This window comes from Burkholderia singularis, from assembly GCF_900176645.1.
Lineage (GTDB): Bacteria > Pseudomonadota > Gammaproteobacteria > Burkholderiales > Burkholderiaceae > Burkholderia > Burkholderia singularis.
This window is the reverse complement of record NZ_FXAN01000105.1, coordinates 1-15,812: the sequence shown is the minus strand read 5'-3', so window position 1 is coordinate 15,812 and position 15,812 is coordinate 1. Positions and strand designations below refer to the sequence as shown.

The window sequence follows — 15,812 nt, the reverse complement described above, 5'->3', positions numbered from 1 at the left end:
TAACCGTGTAGGTCACGGACTCCACCACGCCATCACCATCATGCCTCACGCGCGCGCGAATGGGGGACTGGCCTACCCGAGCCGCTTACCAAGCATCGCCGACGACAGGCCGACAAATAACACGGTTTTGAGCTTCATCGATTCGAGCGGATTCGTAGGAGTGGACGTTCGGCGAGCCGTCATGGCGACGCTGCCATTCCGGATGACCGGCCATCGGCCGCGCGATCCACAACGGCGCTGATGCGCGCCAGTCTGACGCCTGTGCGAGCTGCGAGCAGTATCGATTTGTAACCGCGTGTTTGCCGGCGTAGCCATTCGACGGCATCCGGCGATGGCCGCAGGTGCCAGCGGCGCCCCGTCGTGCGACGCGCGCATCGTGTCCGCGCGATCCGCCCACCTGGCCTACGCCGGCGATATACTTTCCGGCCGAGATACCGTAACCGGCTTATTCCGGCACTGCGCGAACCGCGTGGCCCTCCCCGATCATCACTGCCCGACGAGTATTCCCATGTTCTATCTGCTGATCTACGACCTGGTCGACGATTATCTCGAGCGGCGCGGCGCTTACCGCGCCGAGCATCTCGAACTCGCGCGCGCCGCGAGCGGCCGCGGCGAGCTGCTGCTCGCGGGCGCGCTCGCCGAGCCGGCCGATGAAGCGGTGCTCGTGTTCGAGGGCGCGTCCGCCGCCGTCGCCGAGGCGTTCGCGCGAGCCGATCCCTACGTGACGCACGGCCTGGTCCGGCGGTGGCGGGTGCGGCCCTGGACCGTCGTCATCGGCAAGCATGCGCCGCCCGCGTGACGAAACGCCGCCGCTTTACAGCCAACCCACTTTCCTGAAGCGCCACCACAGGAACAAATCGGCCGCGAGCATCACGCCGATGCAGATGTAAAACCCATAGCGCCAACGCAGTTCCGGGATGTTATTGAAATTCATCCCGTAGATCCCGGCGATCATCGTCGGGATCGCGAATAGCGCGGCGAACGAGCCGAGCCGCTTCGTCACTTCGTTTTCGGCGAGCGAAATCATGCCGAGATTCACTTGAATCGCCGTAACGAGCATCTCGCGCCGGGCTTCGATCGTTCTCACGATCCGCAGCAGATGGTCGCAGACGTCGCGGAAATAATGCTCCATGCCCGCGCAAATCTGCGGAATCCGACCGCCGACGAGCTTCGACAACGGTTCGACGAGCGGTGCGGTGTGCTGATAGAGCGCCACGAGCCGGCGCTTGAGCGAATACAGATCCTCGATCAGCGCGCGCGCCGCGGCCGTGCCCGATTTCGCGAAAATGCGGTCCTCCAGCGCCTCCAACTCGGCGCCGAGCGTCTCGAGTATTGGGAAATAGCGGTCCACCACCTCGTCCATCAGCGCATAGAGCACGAACGCCGAGCCCTCCCTCAGCAATCCGGGCTCGCGCTCGCAACGGGCGCGTACCGCCCGGAAATCCTGTTCCGAGCCGTTGCGAATCGACAGCACATAATTCGGCCCGACGAACACGTTCAGTTCGCCGAACTGGAGTTCGCCGTCCGAATCGAGTTCGGCCGTATGCAGCACCGCGAACAACGAATCGCCGTATTCCTCGATCTTCGGGCGCTGATGGCCCTTGCGCGCGTCCTCGAGCGCAAGCTCGTGCAGGCCGAACTCGTCGCCCATCCTTTCGAGTTCGGCCGGCTCCGGGTCCTTCAACGCGACCCACACGAAGCATTCCGGCTTCGCGACGTAGTCGCTGATATCGTCGATGTCGATGTCGGCCAGCTTTTGGCCATCCTGATATGCGGCGCAGTTGATCAGCATGCGGTTACGTGATTGGAACGAATGGGCCGCTTAGTTTAGCGGCTTGCGGCCATCGCGAGCGGCCCGTGCCTTGCGCCGTCCGTCATTATTGGTCATGATCGGTGTCGCGCGCCCGTGCCGACGCTCAACGCCGCACGCGCGCGAGCGCCGGGCGGCATGCCCCGCCCGCTCATCCATCAAGGAGACCGCAATGTGGTATTACTCATGGATTCTCGGCATAGGGGTCGCACTCGGCTTCGGCATCATCAATGTGATGTGGCTCGAAGCGAACGGCCAATTTCCGCGTGACGATGCCGACGGCGAACGCCGCGGGCCCGCCGCCCAGCAAGGGCCACGCCCGTGACCTATCTGGTGTTCGTCTGCGGCCACGCAGGCACCGGCAAGACCACGCTCGCCAAGCGTCTGATCCGGCCGCTGATGCACGCGACCGGCGACGCATTCTGCCTGCTCGACAAGGATACGCTGTACGGCCGCTATAGCGCGGCCGCAATGGGCGCGCTGACGCAGAATCCGAACGATCGCGACAGCCCGCTTTATCTACAGCACTTGCGCGACCCCGAATATCAAGGGCTGCTCGATACCGCACGCGAGAATCTGGCGCTCGGCATCAGTGTGCTCGCGGTCGGGCCGCTGTCGCGCGAAATCCGTGACGCCCGGCTGTTCGATCGCGAATGGCTGGGCATCGGGCCCGATGTCGTGCTGCGCGTCATCTGGGTACACACGTCGGAAGCCATCGCGCATGCGCGAATCGTCGCTCGCGGCAATCCGAACGACGCGTACAAGCTTGCGCATTGGGACGAATACCGGCAGCGCCGCTTCTCGCCGTCCGGTGAGCAGTACGACGATCTGTTGATGTTCGACAACACCGCGCCCACCGATGCCGATTTCGACGCCCTGCTCGCGCGGATTGTGCCGCCGCCGGCGCGCACGATTTCGACGGTTCCGCCGTTACCCGCCTAAACCGGCATGAGAAAGCGCCGGGCGGGCGCCCGGCGACGGATTCGGATGCAGGCCGGCAACCGGAAAGCGGTCAGGCCGATCGGCGGAACCGGCCGCACTGCCCGCCCGTTGCCGCAGCCGGGTCACGCGAGCGCGTGCATCCGCACCAGCGACTCGCCTTCGTACAGCTTGCCGAAGCGATTCTCGAGGAATGCGGCGAGCGGCACCTGCTCCTGGCGCACGAAGCCGCTTTGCGGCAGCTTCTTTTCCCGGAACAAATCGAGCACCGCGCACATCGCGCCGGCCGTCGTGATCTGAATCGCGCTCATCGGCATCCCGCACACTTCCTTCGCGAAGATTTTGCGCGTGAACACATCCTGCACGAGCTGCCCGTGCTTGACGCCCGTCACCGTCACGAATACGAGCACGACGTCCTGCTTCGTCGACGGCACCGCGCGGCGCATGATCGATTTCAGCGTGTCGCGATCGGTCGACAGGCGCAGATCCTCGAGCAGAAATTGGATGAGCGCGCGGTGGCCCGGATAGCGTACCGACTTGTAATCGAGCGTCTCAACCTTGCCTTCGAGCGTCTCGCAAAGCGTGCCGAGGCCACCCGACGTGTTGAACGCCTCGTACTCGGTGCCGTCGAGCGAGAAATGCTCGAGCCCTTCGAGCGGCTGCACCCACTGCCGGCGCCCTTCGCGAACCGCTTCGCACGGCTGACAGTATTCGTTGATCAGGCCGTCGACGCTCCACGTCAGGTTGTATTTGAGCGCATTCGTCGGATATTCGGGCAGCGCGCCGACACGCATTTTCACGTCACGCACTTCGCTAAAGCCGTTGACGAGTTCATGCGCGGCAATGCCGATGAACCCCGGCGCCAACCCGCATTGCGGCATGAACGCGCGGTCCGAGCCCTCGGCCAGCTCGCGGATCGCATGCGTCGCGCGCACGTCCTCGGTCAAATCGAAGTAATGGACGCCCGCCGCCTTCGCCGCCGCCGCGACGTTGACCGCGAGGTAGTACGGCAGTGCGTTGATGAGCGCATCGAAACCCTTCACGGCTTCGCGAATCGCCGACGCGTCGGCCGAATCGACGCGCTGCGTCGCGATGCCCAGGCTCGACAGCTTCGCGAGCACTTCCGCATCGCGATCGAATGCGACGACTTCGTAGTCGCCGGTTTCGCGCAACAGATGCGCAATGGTGTGACCGATAAGACCAGCGCCGACGATGGCGATTTTCATGTTGAGTCTCTCCTGACGAAATGGTTGTTGTAAACGGCGCGTTGCCCTGTCGGAGAGTGTAGGGATGTGCAAAAACAGTTTATAGATTAAATTTGATGCGAAACGACGCGTGTTTTCGACGAATCGTCATTCCGTTTTGACGTTTTGTTGTAAACGGCGTATCAATGCGCACGCCGCGAGGCGACGAGACGAGCGGCCTGCTTCAGGACGCGCTCCCGCGTTCGATCTTCAACGCGAGCTTTGCCGTCAACCCGTTCCCATCCCCCATCGCCTCGGGCCTGGGCAATTGCAGAGACGAATACCAGGGTGCCGCGCACGCGTATTGTCCGCAGCGCCAACCGGCGCGTCGCGCGTTGAGCAACAGATACCCAGGCTTGTTCAACGCGCCCGCCGCATGAGACAGCACGGCATGAGATGACGCGCATGGTCGTCGACCGGTCCTTCTTTTCATATTGCAATTGCACAAAAAATCAAACCGACAATTCGTGAAATTTTTTATTGCTTACAATTTCTACCATTTCATCCGGAATACTGCCAAGCATATAAAATATTTCCTCTTCTCGATTAATCGCACTATTTCTGACGGCGGACGCCAAGGTTCCGGCGGTTATTTTCCCTTCCGAAATCAATCGAGGCCCTTCATTTTTTATGATATCTTCGATCGTTCGAAAATTGCGAGGGCTTTTGTCGGCATGTATCATGAATAATTTTCCCGCTTGCCGGCTGATCGCAAATTTTTTTGCCACGAATTTGTTCGCGCTGAGCGAAAGCACTCTACCCATCGAGCCGCCAGCCCTTGCGGAGTGTTTTATACAGTCAACCAGATAATCATCGCGAGATAATTCATCGACACGAGTCCACGGCGTGCCCAAATAATTTTTATCCACCACGGACGATTGCCCCCTAAACAATTTATCTGGAATTTTTCTCGCCGCCCTTTCATCGATCATTTTCTTTATATCAGCAGGCGACATGACGTAATCGAAGCCCAGGGCAATATTTTCATAAATTTTATCGAGCGCAGTGTTTTGAATGACAAGTTTTTTGAATAATTCGTCCATCTTTTGCAATTCGCCACCAATTATTTTAGCCATCCTGCTTTTTGGGATATTGAAGGCCGCGCGAAAAATGCTGCGCGCAGTAAAAACTGGTATCACAAAATCGGTTAATTCCCTTCCCGCTACTAATAGGAAGCTGCTGGTTTTGGAACCTTCGAGCGTAGCTCTAACGATGGCGGATGCCCTTTCGGTGGCACTCGCTAGTTTTGCAGCCCTGGCAGCTCTCACTCCCGCCCGGATAGCTTTAAAGCTGATTGTCGAACTACCGATCGTGGCAAGCGTCAGGCCCAGCTGAACAATATCCAATGCGATATCCTGGATACGAACTTGATAACGCGGATCCAATTGGGCCTTATTTATCGTTTCGTAAAATGGGATGATGAAACTGAACAATGCGTCGGTGGGTGTCTCAGTGTACATACTGTCCTTCCACGCATCTATCAGCCTGATCATGTGGCGCTTAACTTTGGCTTCCATGATATCGCGTATTGAAATTGGACGATGCGGCGTGCTGTACAAACTGGAATGCAACCTAAAATCAGAAAGATCGCATAAGTCTTTCTTGTTTGTATCACACAGCGTTTCCCGGTCATTGTTGGTTATATTGCGGGAAAACTCCGCTCCCAAAGCAGCTAGCGCCGGGCCTTTTTGAATTTCATCGCCCCGCACAATATCGTTTACATATGAAATTTCACCATTCGGCTTAATTAGCAAATAACGATCCCCGGGTACCGGCAGGACCAGCGCCGGCTCGCTTGCATCTTGGATGATATCCCGCGATTTCGCTACCACCACCCCAATATATCGATCTCTCATATCATAGATTTTCAGGCTTGCGTCCGATATGACCCAAGCTTTCTCGGGACGATATTCAAGCGTCAGCCTTCCTACCTTTGATTCATCCGCAAGAGCAAATACTTTCGCCTTAACAGTCGCATCAATATTCTGCTTGATGAATTTATCAAATTGCTTGAAATATTCGATCGCAATTTCTCGATACTGACTGACTCGCTTGACGAGAAAATCGTATTCCACAGCCAACCATTTCTGAAGTCCAGCATGAAAATACTTCGACTCGATATTATTTTCCGCGATGTAGTCCTTGGCCAATTCAGTTCTATTTTTGAACTCTGGGAGTGATGGCGAATTCAAGGCGATAGACCATGATTCTCGAAATATTCTCATCTTGGCGTATGTATTTATTTTCAGCTCGTTGCCACCATGTGCTGCCGCCCAATACGAACATTCCTCGCCAAGCAGCGCTAGAGAAAGCGCCGCAGCGGTTTGATTGGCAGGGTGACGATATGCGCATTGATGAATGCCATTTGCCAATTCCAACAACTGCTCGTCTTCATGGTTCTTTGCCACATCGCCCAATAATTTGCGCATGCCCAATATCCGTGCGCCGATCAACGAACTGCCATCGATCTGGAGATCGCCTTGTAGCGTCTGGTCTATCGCCGGCATGGACGGGGGGGATACATCGACGCTTCTTGCATGTCGAACATTGGCTATTCCGGCCGAAGCGGCCGGCGCGCTCGATTTCAAATATCTTTGAGAATGATCGGTGACGTTCGATTCACTAGGTTGGGTTAATGGCCCGGTTTTTACGCCATGTTTATCACCAAAACGACTTTCGCTGCCAATTTTGGTTTGGTTACCGCCCACATTGACCGCAAATTGCTTCATTCCTGCACGAGGCGTTGTTTCAGCGGCAAAGTGGTCTGATTGAAATAACTGATTTCGGGACGAATCGGCGAGCGGTTCGCCAATTGCTATCGCATGGTCGATAATATTCGTGGCCGGTGTGCCACTATGCCGGGGCAAGGAATATTCTTTTGCGCAAGCCGATGTGTGCTGCGCCATATCTGTGCGCATACCTTCTTTCGAATCTGCGGCATGGAAGCGCCGGCGAACCTGCGTATTTCCGGCCGTTCGCATGGCAGCACATCCGTTGACGACGTAATCGCCCGCCAATAAAAAAGTGAAAAAAAGCGCGGTTTGCGCATGACATGCCGATACCGCGCGCGGCGCGGCTTTATGGCGGCGTGGCGGCAGCAAATGGCGTTGTTGCCAGGCATTATGGTCGTCGGCCATTTTCCTGTGAACATCTAACAACGGATTCTGTGTTCTTGAAATATGTCGTCTCATGGAAAATGCTCCTGGCGATCCATCGATGTATGAAATTTAATCGAAATTTAAATAAAATTAGAGCATATCCAGTTCCTGGCGGATGTTCATATATACATACGGCGTAACGCACGAATCGGTTGGCTTTGAAAAATCAGAACGCCTGCCAAAGCAGGCATTGGCGCCGCGCAAAACAATTATTATTAATATTATTCCTACCGATGCCACACCTATGTATTTCGTCAAATTTAATGCGGCGCCCCACGCCGCCCGGAAACACATCGAGGCTTAACTAAGAGCATCCGCACCCAAACCTGTTATTTTCAATCGATTAAACTCTGTCACCGAGTATATCTTGGCGATTATTAATGCTCGATCGACGAATTTCGCTTTACCGAGACGATTTTCGCAGCGGCCGGGTTTCCGCGGGTCCGGCCGGCCCGCCATGATTGTTCCGTCGACACGCGTTGCACGCGCGGCCCGCGAGCCATCGCGGGTTCGCGGTCTAACCGCCGATCGTTCCGCGATCGATCTTGCGCGCCAGAATGATCGATGTGGTCGTGCGCTCGACGCCCTCGAGCGTGCCGATCTGGTCAAGCAGATCGTTGAGCCGATCGGGCGAATCCGCCCTGAGCCATGCCACGTAGTCGTATTCGCCGCTTACCGCGCATAAAAGCTGGACTTCGGGCATCCGATCGAGGCGCTTGAGCACATCCTTGCCGTACTTCGGCGCGAGAATGATGCCGACGTATGCGTAGATGCTCGCATCGAGCACGTCCTGCCCGAGCCGCACGCTGTAGCCTGCAATCACCTGGGTGCGCTCGAGCCGCGCAATGCGGGCCAGGACCGTCGTGCGCGCGACGCCGAGCTGCCGCGCGAGATCCGCGACGCTGGCGCGCGCGTTCGCTTGCAGCAGCGCAACGAGGTTGCGATCGAGTTCGTCGAGTTGATCGAGTCGGGGAGGACGCATGGCGCACGAATGAATGAAAGTGCCGCGATGATAGCGCCGAACGGCCGGCCGCCCAACCCGCCCAATCTCGAAGCGCCGCGAAAACAGATCCGCGCAGATCCGCGCCGTCGATTTCGATTCGTTTCGGTTGTAAGCAGATGTCGCAACGATGTCCGGTACCCCGATACCATGCTACTAATAACGCGGAACGTGCGCCGCTCCTGCCGGCGCGCCCGCGGCCCGTTACCGAACCCTGGCCGCACCACTGCTGGACCATCACTTAGGAGCCACAATGAAAAAGATCCCGCTGACTCTCGCTGCCGCCGCGCTTACGTTGTCGGCGGCGCTCTCGCACGCGCAAACGCCCCCGGCCCCGCCCGCGGCGGCCTCTGGCACGGCGGCCGCGCGCCACGAAGCGCGTGTCGAGGAGCGCATCACGTATCTGCACAATCAGCTCAAGATCACCCCGGCGCAGGAGTCGCAATGGAAAGCGTTCGCCGACACGATTCGCGAGAACAACGAATCGATGGCGCGCCTCTTCCGCGACCGGCTCAACAACAAGAACGCATCGGCGCTTGACGATATCAAGCAGTACGTCGAACTGACGCAGGCAGGTGCCGACGGCGCGAAGAAGCTCGCCGACGCGTTCACGCCGCTGTACACGAGCTTCCCGCCCGAGCAAAAGGCGCTTGCCGACACCACGTTTCGCAACTGGCTGCAGCACCCGGATGCCGGCAAGAGCCGGGCGGGGGTGAAGGAATAAGACCGCCGGTGGACGACGCGCGGCCGCGGTACGCGCCGTCCCGCCCATGTCGGTTGGTCCGGCAGTCCAGCACAGATGCCCCGCACTGGCGCGCGGCATTCCCGTGCGCGCCGTTTCACGTTAAAGTGTCGCGCTTTGATTGACTCCAACCGACATGATCGAACTGCAAAACGTCGACCTCCGCCACGATCCCGATGCAATGCGCGTCATCAAGGACGAGACGGTCCAGGTCGAATTCGCCGCCCGGCCCGGCGAGCTGATGAGCCTCGAAGGCCCAAACCGGTATGCGGCGGCCGACGCGCTCGTCACCGGCTCGACGGGGGATCGCTGGGTGGTATCGCGCGCGCGCTTCGACGCGAAGTACGTGCCTGCCGCCGCTCACGCGCACGGCGAACCAGGCGCGTATCGCAACCTTCCCGTCGTCGTGCTCGCGAAGCGGATGGAGGCTCCGTTTTCGATCGCACGCTCGGCAGGCGGCGACACGTTGCGCGGCAACGCAGGCGATTGGGTCATGCAGTATGCGCCCGGCGATTACGGCATCGTGCAGGCCCAACGCTTCGCGCAGGTATATCGCGCGGCGCCTTGAGCCGCCGTCGAGCGGCCCGGGCGCGGCTGCCCTGCGCTCTCAATCAAGCAAACTCGTCGCCGAGTTCGACGAGCGCCTCGCGCGACACCGCCTCGCCGTTCGCATGCCGTTGCTCGAGCGTGCCGAGCATCGCCTCGACGTAGGCGCGCAGCACCGCATGACTGCGCGCGCGCTGCATCGGCTTCAATTCGAGATAGCGCTTGAGCGCAGCCGGTGCAATGCGCACGTCGAGCGTCATCTTGCGCGGCGTCGCACCGAAGCGCATCGCCAGCCATTGGACAGCAAGAAACCGCCCGGCGTTATCGGCGCGCTCGGCAAAACGCGTCTGCTCCGGAAACAGGTCGCAGATCACGCACGCGAGCGCCTCAAATTCCGCGCTTGCGCAGTCGTACTGATAATCGTCCATCGCGCCCTCTCCTTCAGCGTGCCGTCTGCGTCGCCAGGCGGCGGCACTGCTTGATCAACCCGAGTGCGGAACCTGCGGCCAGCAGCAGATACAGCGCGACCATCGATTCGAACGGGACCGTGCCCGCGCCATACAGAATCGACGGCAAATCGATCAACGGATGCACCACGATCAGCAGCGGCAAAATCCACCACTTGCGCGCCTGCACACCCCGCCACATCGCTATCGACAGCACGACCTGGAACAGGAACCCGGCGACGCGCTCGAGCACCGACACCGAGATCGACGAAGCCGACATCGTCGCCAACATCACCTGGATGCGCAGCGCGAGATCGGGCGGCATCGTCGACAATTGCTCGTTGAGCGCGCCGCGGTTCGCGAGCCATGCAAGATAGGCCCATTGTGCGAGCACGACGACGCCGGCGAACCACGCCTGCGCGCCGCCGAAACCGAGCCCGTAGCCGAGCCCGCGGCCGCCGCCGGCCGACGGGCCGTAGCGTTTCGCGGCGAAGCGCAGCCCCAGATAGCGGCCGGTTTCCTCGAACAGCGCGGCGATGAGCGCGCCCGACACGGCAAACACGGCAGGCTTGGACAGCCATGCCACCGTCGCCGGCTGGCTCAGCAACAGCGCATAGAGCCCGCGTTCGAGCAGCGTCGCGAACAGCGTGTAGGCGGCAATGCCGACGATCGCGTCGCGCCTGTCGAGCGCGGCACTCTTGCGGAGCAATCGATAGAGGCCGATCGGCAACAACGCCACGATCAGCGTGGCGACGACGAGCGCGGCCAACGTGACGGGAGCAACAGTCATGACAATCCTTGTTCAAAACGCGCACTGGCTCAGTGCGTGAGCCGCATGATACTCAGCTTGCGGTCGACGCGCGCACGCGCAGCTCGCCGGGCAGCAGCATCTCGCGAAACGCGCCTGTGCCGCCGTCGATCCGCTCATGCACGAATTCGACCGCACGATAGCCGATCGTGTAGGTCGGCTGGCGGATCGTCGTCACGCCGATCAATTCCGCCCAATCCGGATCGTCGATCGCGATCAGCGCGACGCGCGCCGTCCACGCATTGCCGAATCGCGCGTGCAGATGCCGCGCGAGCGCGAGCCCGACGGGCGCGTTCGCCGCGAAGAATGCCGGCCGCGTGCGATGGCCGGCGGCCGCATCGATCCGTGCGTCGAATTCGCTCAGCGCCTCGCGCATCGCGTTGGCATCTTGTAAGTCGAGCACGAGCGTCGGCGCGGGTTGACGGCCGGACGCCGCAAGCTGCGTGCGGAACGCCGCCTCGCGCAGCCGCCGCGAGCTAACGTGCGAAAACGGCTGCACAACGAAATGAATCGATTCGAAACCCTGATCGAACAGATGCCGCAGGGCCAGTTCGACCGCGGCCGTGTTGTCGAGTCCGATGATGTCGGCGTCGAAACCTTCGATGCTGCGATCGACGAGCACCGTCGGAATGCCGCCGCCGCGCAGCGATTTCAGTGCATTCTCGTCGGCGCCGAGCGCGTTGACGACCATCCCCTCGACGCGATAAGTCGTCAGCAATTGCAGATAGCGGCGTTCCATCTCAAGCTCGTTCGCCGCGTGGCAGATGAGCGGCATGTAGCCGAGTGCGTGACACGCGGCTTCGACGCCGCCCAGCACTTCGACGGTATAGGGGTTCGTCAGGTCGGCGGCGAGCAGCCCGAGCAGGCGGTTGCGGCCGCGTTTCAAGCCGCGCGCCATCTGGTTGGGGCGATAGTTCAGGCGTGCAATCGCATCTTCGATGCGCTTGCGCAAGTCGGCAGACAATACGTTCGTTTCGCCGTTCAAATAGCGTGAGACGCTGGTCTTGCCCGTGCCCGCTTCGCGGGCGACGTCGCTGATCGTCGCGGGACGCAACGAGCGGTTTCGAGAATCAGTCACTGGGTCGCCTCGCGACAAGCAGCCCGCGCCGCTGGCCAAACGAGCGGGTCATTGTTGTTCGACGGACCGGCCAACGCGCGATATCTGACGCCAGCCCGATCCGGCCACGCAAAACGATAGGAAACGGCGCATCGACACGGCGCCTTACGTGCATCGCCGTGCATCTCGCATGGGCGATGAGCGGCGATCATAACGCAGCCCATCGGACCGTACCAAGATGTCCGACTCTAGCGGCGGCGCAAGCGCGTCGCCTCAGTAAGCGGAATGAAGGTTGCGCGGCGCGCCGGGCACGACGCCGGCCGCCGGCTCATTGACCGCCCGCGGCACGCGTCAGCACGTCGCGATTGACGATGTTGCGCGAGAGCTTGCCGTCGAGCGCGGCGATCAGGTTTTCGGCCGCGCAGCGCGCCATCGCGTGCCGCGTCTCGTGCGTGGCCGAGCCGATGTGCGGCAGCGCGACGACGTTCGGCAGTGCCAACAGCGGCGAATCGGCGGCAAGCGGCTCACGTTCGAACACGTCGAGCCCGGCTGCGCGGATGGTGCCGGCGGCAAGCGCGGCGGCGAGCGCCGCCTCGTCGACCACGGGCCCGCGCGACGCGTTCACGAGGATCGCACTACGCTTCATCATCGCCAGCTCGCGCGCGCCGATCAGGTGGCGCGTCTCGTCGGTCAGCGGCACTTGCACGCATACGAAATCGGCCTGCGCCAACAGCGTGTCGAGTTCGACGCGGCGCGCGCCGTATCGCGCCTGCGCGTCGGGATTCGCGCTGCGATTCGTATATAACACCGGCATCTGGAAGCCGAGCGCCGCGCGCCGCGCCACCGCCGCGCCGATGCGCCCGAGCCCGATGATTCCGAGCGTCTTGCCGTGCACGTCGGTGCCGTACAGCGCTTCGCCGATGCTCTGCCGCCAATTGCCCGCCTTCACGAATTCGGCGAGTTCGACGACGCGCCGCGCGCTCGCAAGCATCAGGGCGAACACCGTATCGGCGGTCGACTCCGTCAGCACGTCCGGCGTATGCGCGAGCACAATGCCGCGCCGGGTCAGATCGTCGACGTCGAAGTTGTCGAAACCGACCGAGATCGTCGACCACGCGCGCAGGCGCGGCGCGCGCTCGAGCAACGCGGGCGTGATCTTCAGGCTCGCGCCGAGCGCGCCTTCGGCGTCGCCGAGCGCTTGCGCCAGCGCGTCGGCGCCGTCGACGATGCTCACATGCGCGTGCTCGCGCAGATACGCGAGCACGTCGTCAGACAGCGGCTTGTAGACGACGATACGATGCTTCATCGATTCATTTTCCTTGCAGCGGATGGGCGAGCGGCGGCGCCGTGTCCGCCTGCCGCACCGACAGCGTCAGCACGACGGCCAGCACGAGCGCGGCGCTCATGAAAGCATAGGAGGCGGCGGGCGAGCCCGTCGCGCCGTTCAGATAACCGACGACATACGAGCCGACGAACGAGCCGAGCGCGCCCATGCTGTTGATCAACGCCATTGCGCCGCCCGCGACGTTCTTCGGCAGCAGCTCCGGCACGATCGCGAAGAACGGCCCGTATGGCGCGTACATCGCCGCGCCGGCGACCACGAGCAGCCCGTAGGATATCCAGAAATGCGCGGCGCCCAGCATATACGACGCGGCGAACGCCAGCGCGCCGACGAGCAGGAACGGCCAGACGAAACGCTTGCGCGAACCGAGCTTGTCGGACGCCCACGACGCCGCGAGCATCGCGATCACCGCCGCCAGATATGGCAGCGCCGACAGCCAGCCGGTCTCGACCATGCCGAGCGACGAGCCGCTTTTCACGATCGACGGCAGCCACAACACGAAACCATACACGCCGATACTCCAGCAAAAATACTGCGCGCACAGCCGGATCACCGCCGGCGAGCGAAACGCGTCGCGATAGTTGCGCACGGGCTTGAGCACCGCCTGCTCGGCCACGAGCGCGGCATCGAGCGCGCGCTTTTCGTCGGCGCTGAGCCAGGCCGCCTGCGCGGGCTTGTCCTGCACGATGAACCACCAGCACACCGCCCAGACGATTGCCGGCACGCCTTCGGCGACGAACATGTGACGCCAGCCGAATTCGTGCACCAGATAGCCCGAGACGACCGACATCCACAGCACCGTCACCGGGTTGCCGAGAATCAGGAACGTGTTCGCGCGTGAGCGCTCGTGCTTCGTGAACCAGTTGCTGATGAAGATCAACATCGCGGGCATCACCGCTGCTTCGACGACGCCGAGCAGGAAACGGATCGCCATCAGCGACGGGATGTTCGTGACGATCCCCGTCGCCGTCGCGCACGCGCCCCACAGCACGAGGCTCCAGAACACGAGCTTCTTCACGCTGCGCCGTTGCGCGTAGATCGCGCCCGGAATCTGAAAGAAGAAGTAGCCGAGAAAGAACAGTGCGCCGATCAGCGACGACAGCGCCTTGCTGATGCCGAGATCTTGATTGATGCCGGCCGCGGCGGCAAAGCCGTAATTCGCGCGATCGAGATAGGCGAGGCTATACGTGATGAAGACGATCGGCATGATCGTCCACCAGCGGCGAGGCGCAAGTATTGCTGGCATGAAGCGTGTCCCCTGTGTCGATGTCGATGGGAATTGGCGCTTTAGCGCTTACTCCCATCCCATGCCACGGTTGGATGGAGTGCGTGCTTCAGCACCTACTCCATCCCCTTGGCGGTCGATGGGAGTTGGCGCTTTAGCGCTTACTCCCATCCCATGCCACGGTTGGATGGAGTGCGTGCTTCAGCACCTGCTCCATCCCCTTGGCGGTCGATCGGAGTGGGCGCTAAAGCGCCCACTCCGATCCCTTATCACCCGCGCGGCATACGCTGCCGGCGCGCGGCTCGCCGCGATTGCGTCCACCCCGAGCCGGCACGAACGGCCCGCCGCGCGCCCGCCCCCCGTCCGTCAATCGGCCCGGTCGGCCGCGCTTTCGATCCGATCGAGCTGCGCGCGCGTCGGCAAGCCTTCCGAATCGCCGATCACCTGGATCGCGAGCGCACCGATGCGATTGCCGCGCACCACCGCCTCGGCGATCGCGCGGCCTTCGAGCAGCGCGCTGACGACGCCGACCGCAAAGCCGTCGCCCGCACCGACGGTATCGACGACCCGTTCGACACGCTCGGCCGCCACCGTGCCCTCGTCCCCGTCGTCCGTCCGGAAGTACGCGCCTTCGGCGCCGAGCTTGATGACCACGCCGCGCGCGCCGCGCGCCAGATAGAACTCCGCTATATCGGCGGGCGCATCGCGGCCGGTGAGCTGCCGGCCTTCGGCCAGCCCCGGCAGCACCCAGTCGGCGAGCGCCGCGAGCGCGTTCAGCGTGCTCGCCATCGCGTCGGGCGACGGCCATAGCGTGGGCCGCAAATTCGGATCGAACGACACCGTCTTGCCTGCGTCGCGCATCGCGTGCGCGAGATGAAACGCGAGTTCGCGCGACGTATCGGACAATGCGGGCGCAACGCCAGTCAAATGCAGATGCCGGGCGCCGAGCACATATTCGGCGATGTAGTCATCGAGCGACAGACGGCTCGCGGCCGAGCCCTTGCGAAAATATTCGACCACCGGGTCCGCGCCGTGCATCGCACGCGACTTCAACTGAAAGCCAGTCGGATAACGCGCATCGACGCTCACACACGACGCGTCGATGTGCTCGCGCGCGAGCGTGTCGAGCACATAGCGGCCGAACGAGTCCTGGCCGATGCGGCTCACCCAGCCGACCCGGAAACCCAGCCGCGCGAGGCCGATCGCGACGTTCAGCTCGGCGCCCGCGATGCGCTTGGCGAAATGCGTCGCGCTTTCCAGCGGGCCGGGCTCGTCGGCAACGAACATCGCCATCGCTTCGCCATAGGTAATGACGTCGAGCGGGACTTGCATGATATTGAATGGCTCCTTCGTGATCGTGACAGTGGGCATCGTTGTATGCGCTGCTCGCGGCGCGGCGCGGCGCCGGCGTCAAGCTTAGCTCGTTGCGGACCGGGCGGGCAGCTCCGTCATGCGGCCGCGAGCCACGCCACGCGCGCCGCCGCGTCGTCGGCGA

Annotated in this window: 16 protein-coding genes; 6 read left to right on the top strand and 10 right to left on the bottom strand. The window is 61.8% G+C overall.

Features of this window, described 5'->3' with window-relative positions; translation table 11 throughout:
- On the top strand, positions 1-241 hold a 241-nt coding region (locus tag BSIN_RS26285; protein WP_218192442.1), incomplete at its 5' end, for a hypothetical protein.
- 267 nt (positions 242-508) lie between these two features.
- On the top strand, positions 509-799 hold the full coding sequence (locus BSIN_RS21535; RefSeq protein ID WP_089341938.1) for a YciI-like protein: 291 nt from the start codon (positions 509-511) through the stop codon (positions 797-799).
- A gap of 15 nt (positions 800-814) precedes the next feature.
- Here the strand turns inward: BSIN_RS21535 and corA are convergent, their stop codons facing one another.
- Positions 815-1,792 (bottom strand): magnesium/cobalt transporter CorA, encoded by a 978-nt coding sequence (gene corA / locus BSIN_RS21530; protein ID WP_089341937.1) that lies wholly within the window; start codon positions 1,790-1,792, stop codon positions 815-817.
- A gap of 190 nt (positions 1,793-1,982) precedes the next feature.
- Here corA and cydX point away from each other — a divergent pair, with 190 nt between their 5' ends.
- Both cydX and BSIN_RS21520 read left to right on the top strand, forming a co-directional pair.
- Positions 1,983-2,135: a cytochrome bd-I oxidase subunit CydX gene (cydX, locus tag BSIN_RS26860; protein ID WP_089341936.1), complete on the top strand. Its 153-nt coding sequence runs from the start codon at positions 1,983-1,985 to the stop codon at positions 2,133-2,135.
- Positions 2,132-2,752 carry a P-loop nucleotide/nucleoside kinase family protein gene (locus BSIN_RS21520; RefSeq protein ID WP_089341935.1) on the top strand — a complete coding sequence of 207 codons (621 nt, stop codon included), beginning with the start codon at positions 2,132-2,134 and terminating at the stop codon, positions 2,750-2,752. The genes cydX and BSIN_RS21520 overlap by 4 nt, the downstream gene beginning before the upstream one ends.
- A gap of 122 nt (positions 2,753-2,874) precedes the next feature.
- Here the strand turns inward: BSIN_RS21520 and BSIN_RS21515 are convergent, their stop codons facing one another.
- From BSIN_RS21515 to BSIN_RS21500, 3 genes are all read right to left on the bottom strand, one after another.
- Entirely contained in the window at positions 2,875-3,975 is a 1,101-nt protein-coding gene (locus tag BSIN_RS21515; protein WP_069234360.1) for a saccharopine dehydrogenase family protein, read from the bottom strand.
- 470 nt (positions 3,976-4,445) lie between these two features.
- A complete protein-coding gene (locus tag BSIN_RS25580) occupies positions 4,446-7,184 on the bottom strand; it encodes a hypothetical protein (RefSeq protein WP_143757514.1) in 2,739 nt (912 codons plus the stop codon).
- Between the two features lie 484 nt (positions 7,185-7,668).
- Complete coding sequence (locus BSIN_RS21500) at positions 7,669-8,133, bottom strand: Lrp/AsnC family transcriptional regulator (RefSeq protein WP_069234357.1); 465 nt, start codon at positions 8,131-8,133, stop codon at positions 7,669-7,671.
- Between the two features lie 271 nt (positions 8,134-8,404).
- Here BSIN_RS21500 and BSIN_RS21495 point away from each other — a divergent pair, with 271 nt between their 5' ends.
- A complete protein-coding gene (locus tag BSIN_RS21495) occupies positions 8,405-8,875 on the top strand; it encodes a Spy/CpxP family protein refolding chaperone (protein WP_089341932.1) in 471 nt (156 codons plus the stop codon).
- A gap of 154 nt (positions 8,876-9,029) precedes the next feature.
- Positions 9,030-9,461, top strand: coding sequence for a PGDYG domain-containing protein (locus BSIN_RS21490; protein WP_089341931.1), 432 nt, complete (start codon positions 9,030-9,032; stop codon positions 9,459-9,461).
- A gap of 43 nt (positions 9,462-9,504) precedes the next feature.
- Here the strand turns inward: BSIN_RS21490 and BSIN_RS21485 are convergent, their stop codons facing one another.
- The 6 genes from BSIN_RS21485 to BSIN_RS21460 all read right to left on the bottom strand — a co-directional run bounded on the left by BSIN_RS21485 (position 9,505) and on the right by BSIN_RS21460 (position 15,649).
- Entirely contained in the window at positions 9,505-9,867 is a 363-nt protein-coding gene (locus BSIN_RS21485; protein WP_089341930.1) for a DUF3022 domain-containing protein, read from the bottom strand.
- 13 nt (positions 9,868-9,880) lie between these two features.
- Positions 9,881-10,675, bottom strand: coding sequence for a YhfC family intramembrane metalloprotease (locus BSIN_RS21480; RefSeq protein WP_089341929.1), 795 nt, complete (start codon positions 10,673-10,675; stop codon positions 9,881-9,883).
- A gap of 52 nt (positions 10,676-10,727) precedes the next feature.
- Positions 10,728-11,771, bottom strand: coding sequence for a LacI family DNA-binding transcriptional regulator (locus tag BSIN_RS21475; RefSeq protein ID WP_069234352.1), 1,044 nt, complete (start codon positions 11,769-11,771; stop codon positions 10,728-10,730).
- A gap of 307 nt (positions 11,772-12,078) precedes the next feature.
- Positions 12,079-13,056, bottom strand: a complete 978-nt coding sequence (locus BSIN_RS21470) for an NAD(P)-dependent oxidoreductase (protein ID WP_089341928.1) — start codon at positions 13,054-13,056, stop codon at positions 12,079-12,081.
- 4 nt (positions 13,057-13,060) lie between these two features.
- Positions 13,061-14,338 (bottom strand): MFS transporter, encoded by a 1,278-nt coding sequence (locus BSIN_RS21465; protein WP_089341927.1) that lies wholly within the window; start codon positions 14,336-14,338, stop codon positions 13,061-13,063.
- A gap of 345 nt (positions 14,339-14,683) precedes the next feature.
- On the bottom strand, positions 14,684-15,649 hold the full coding sequence (locus tag BSIN_RS21460; protein ID WP_089341926.1) for a sugar kinase: 966 nt from the start codon (positions 15,647-15,649) through the stop codon (positions 14,684-14,686).
- Positions 15,650-15,812: the final 163 nt, after the last annotated feature.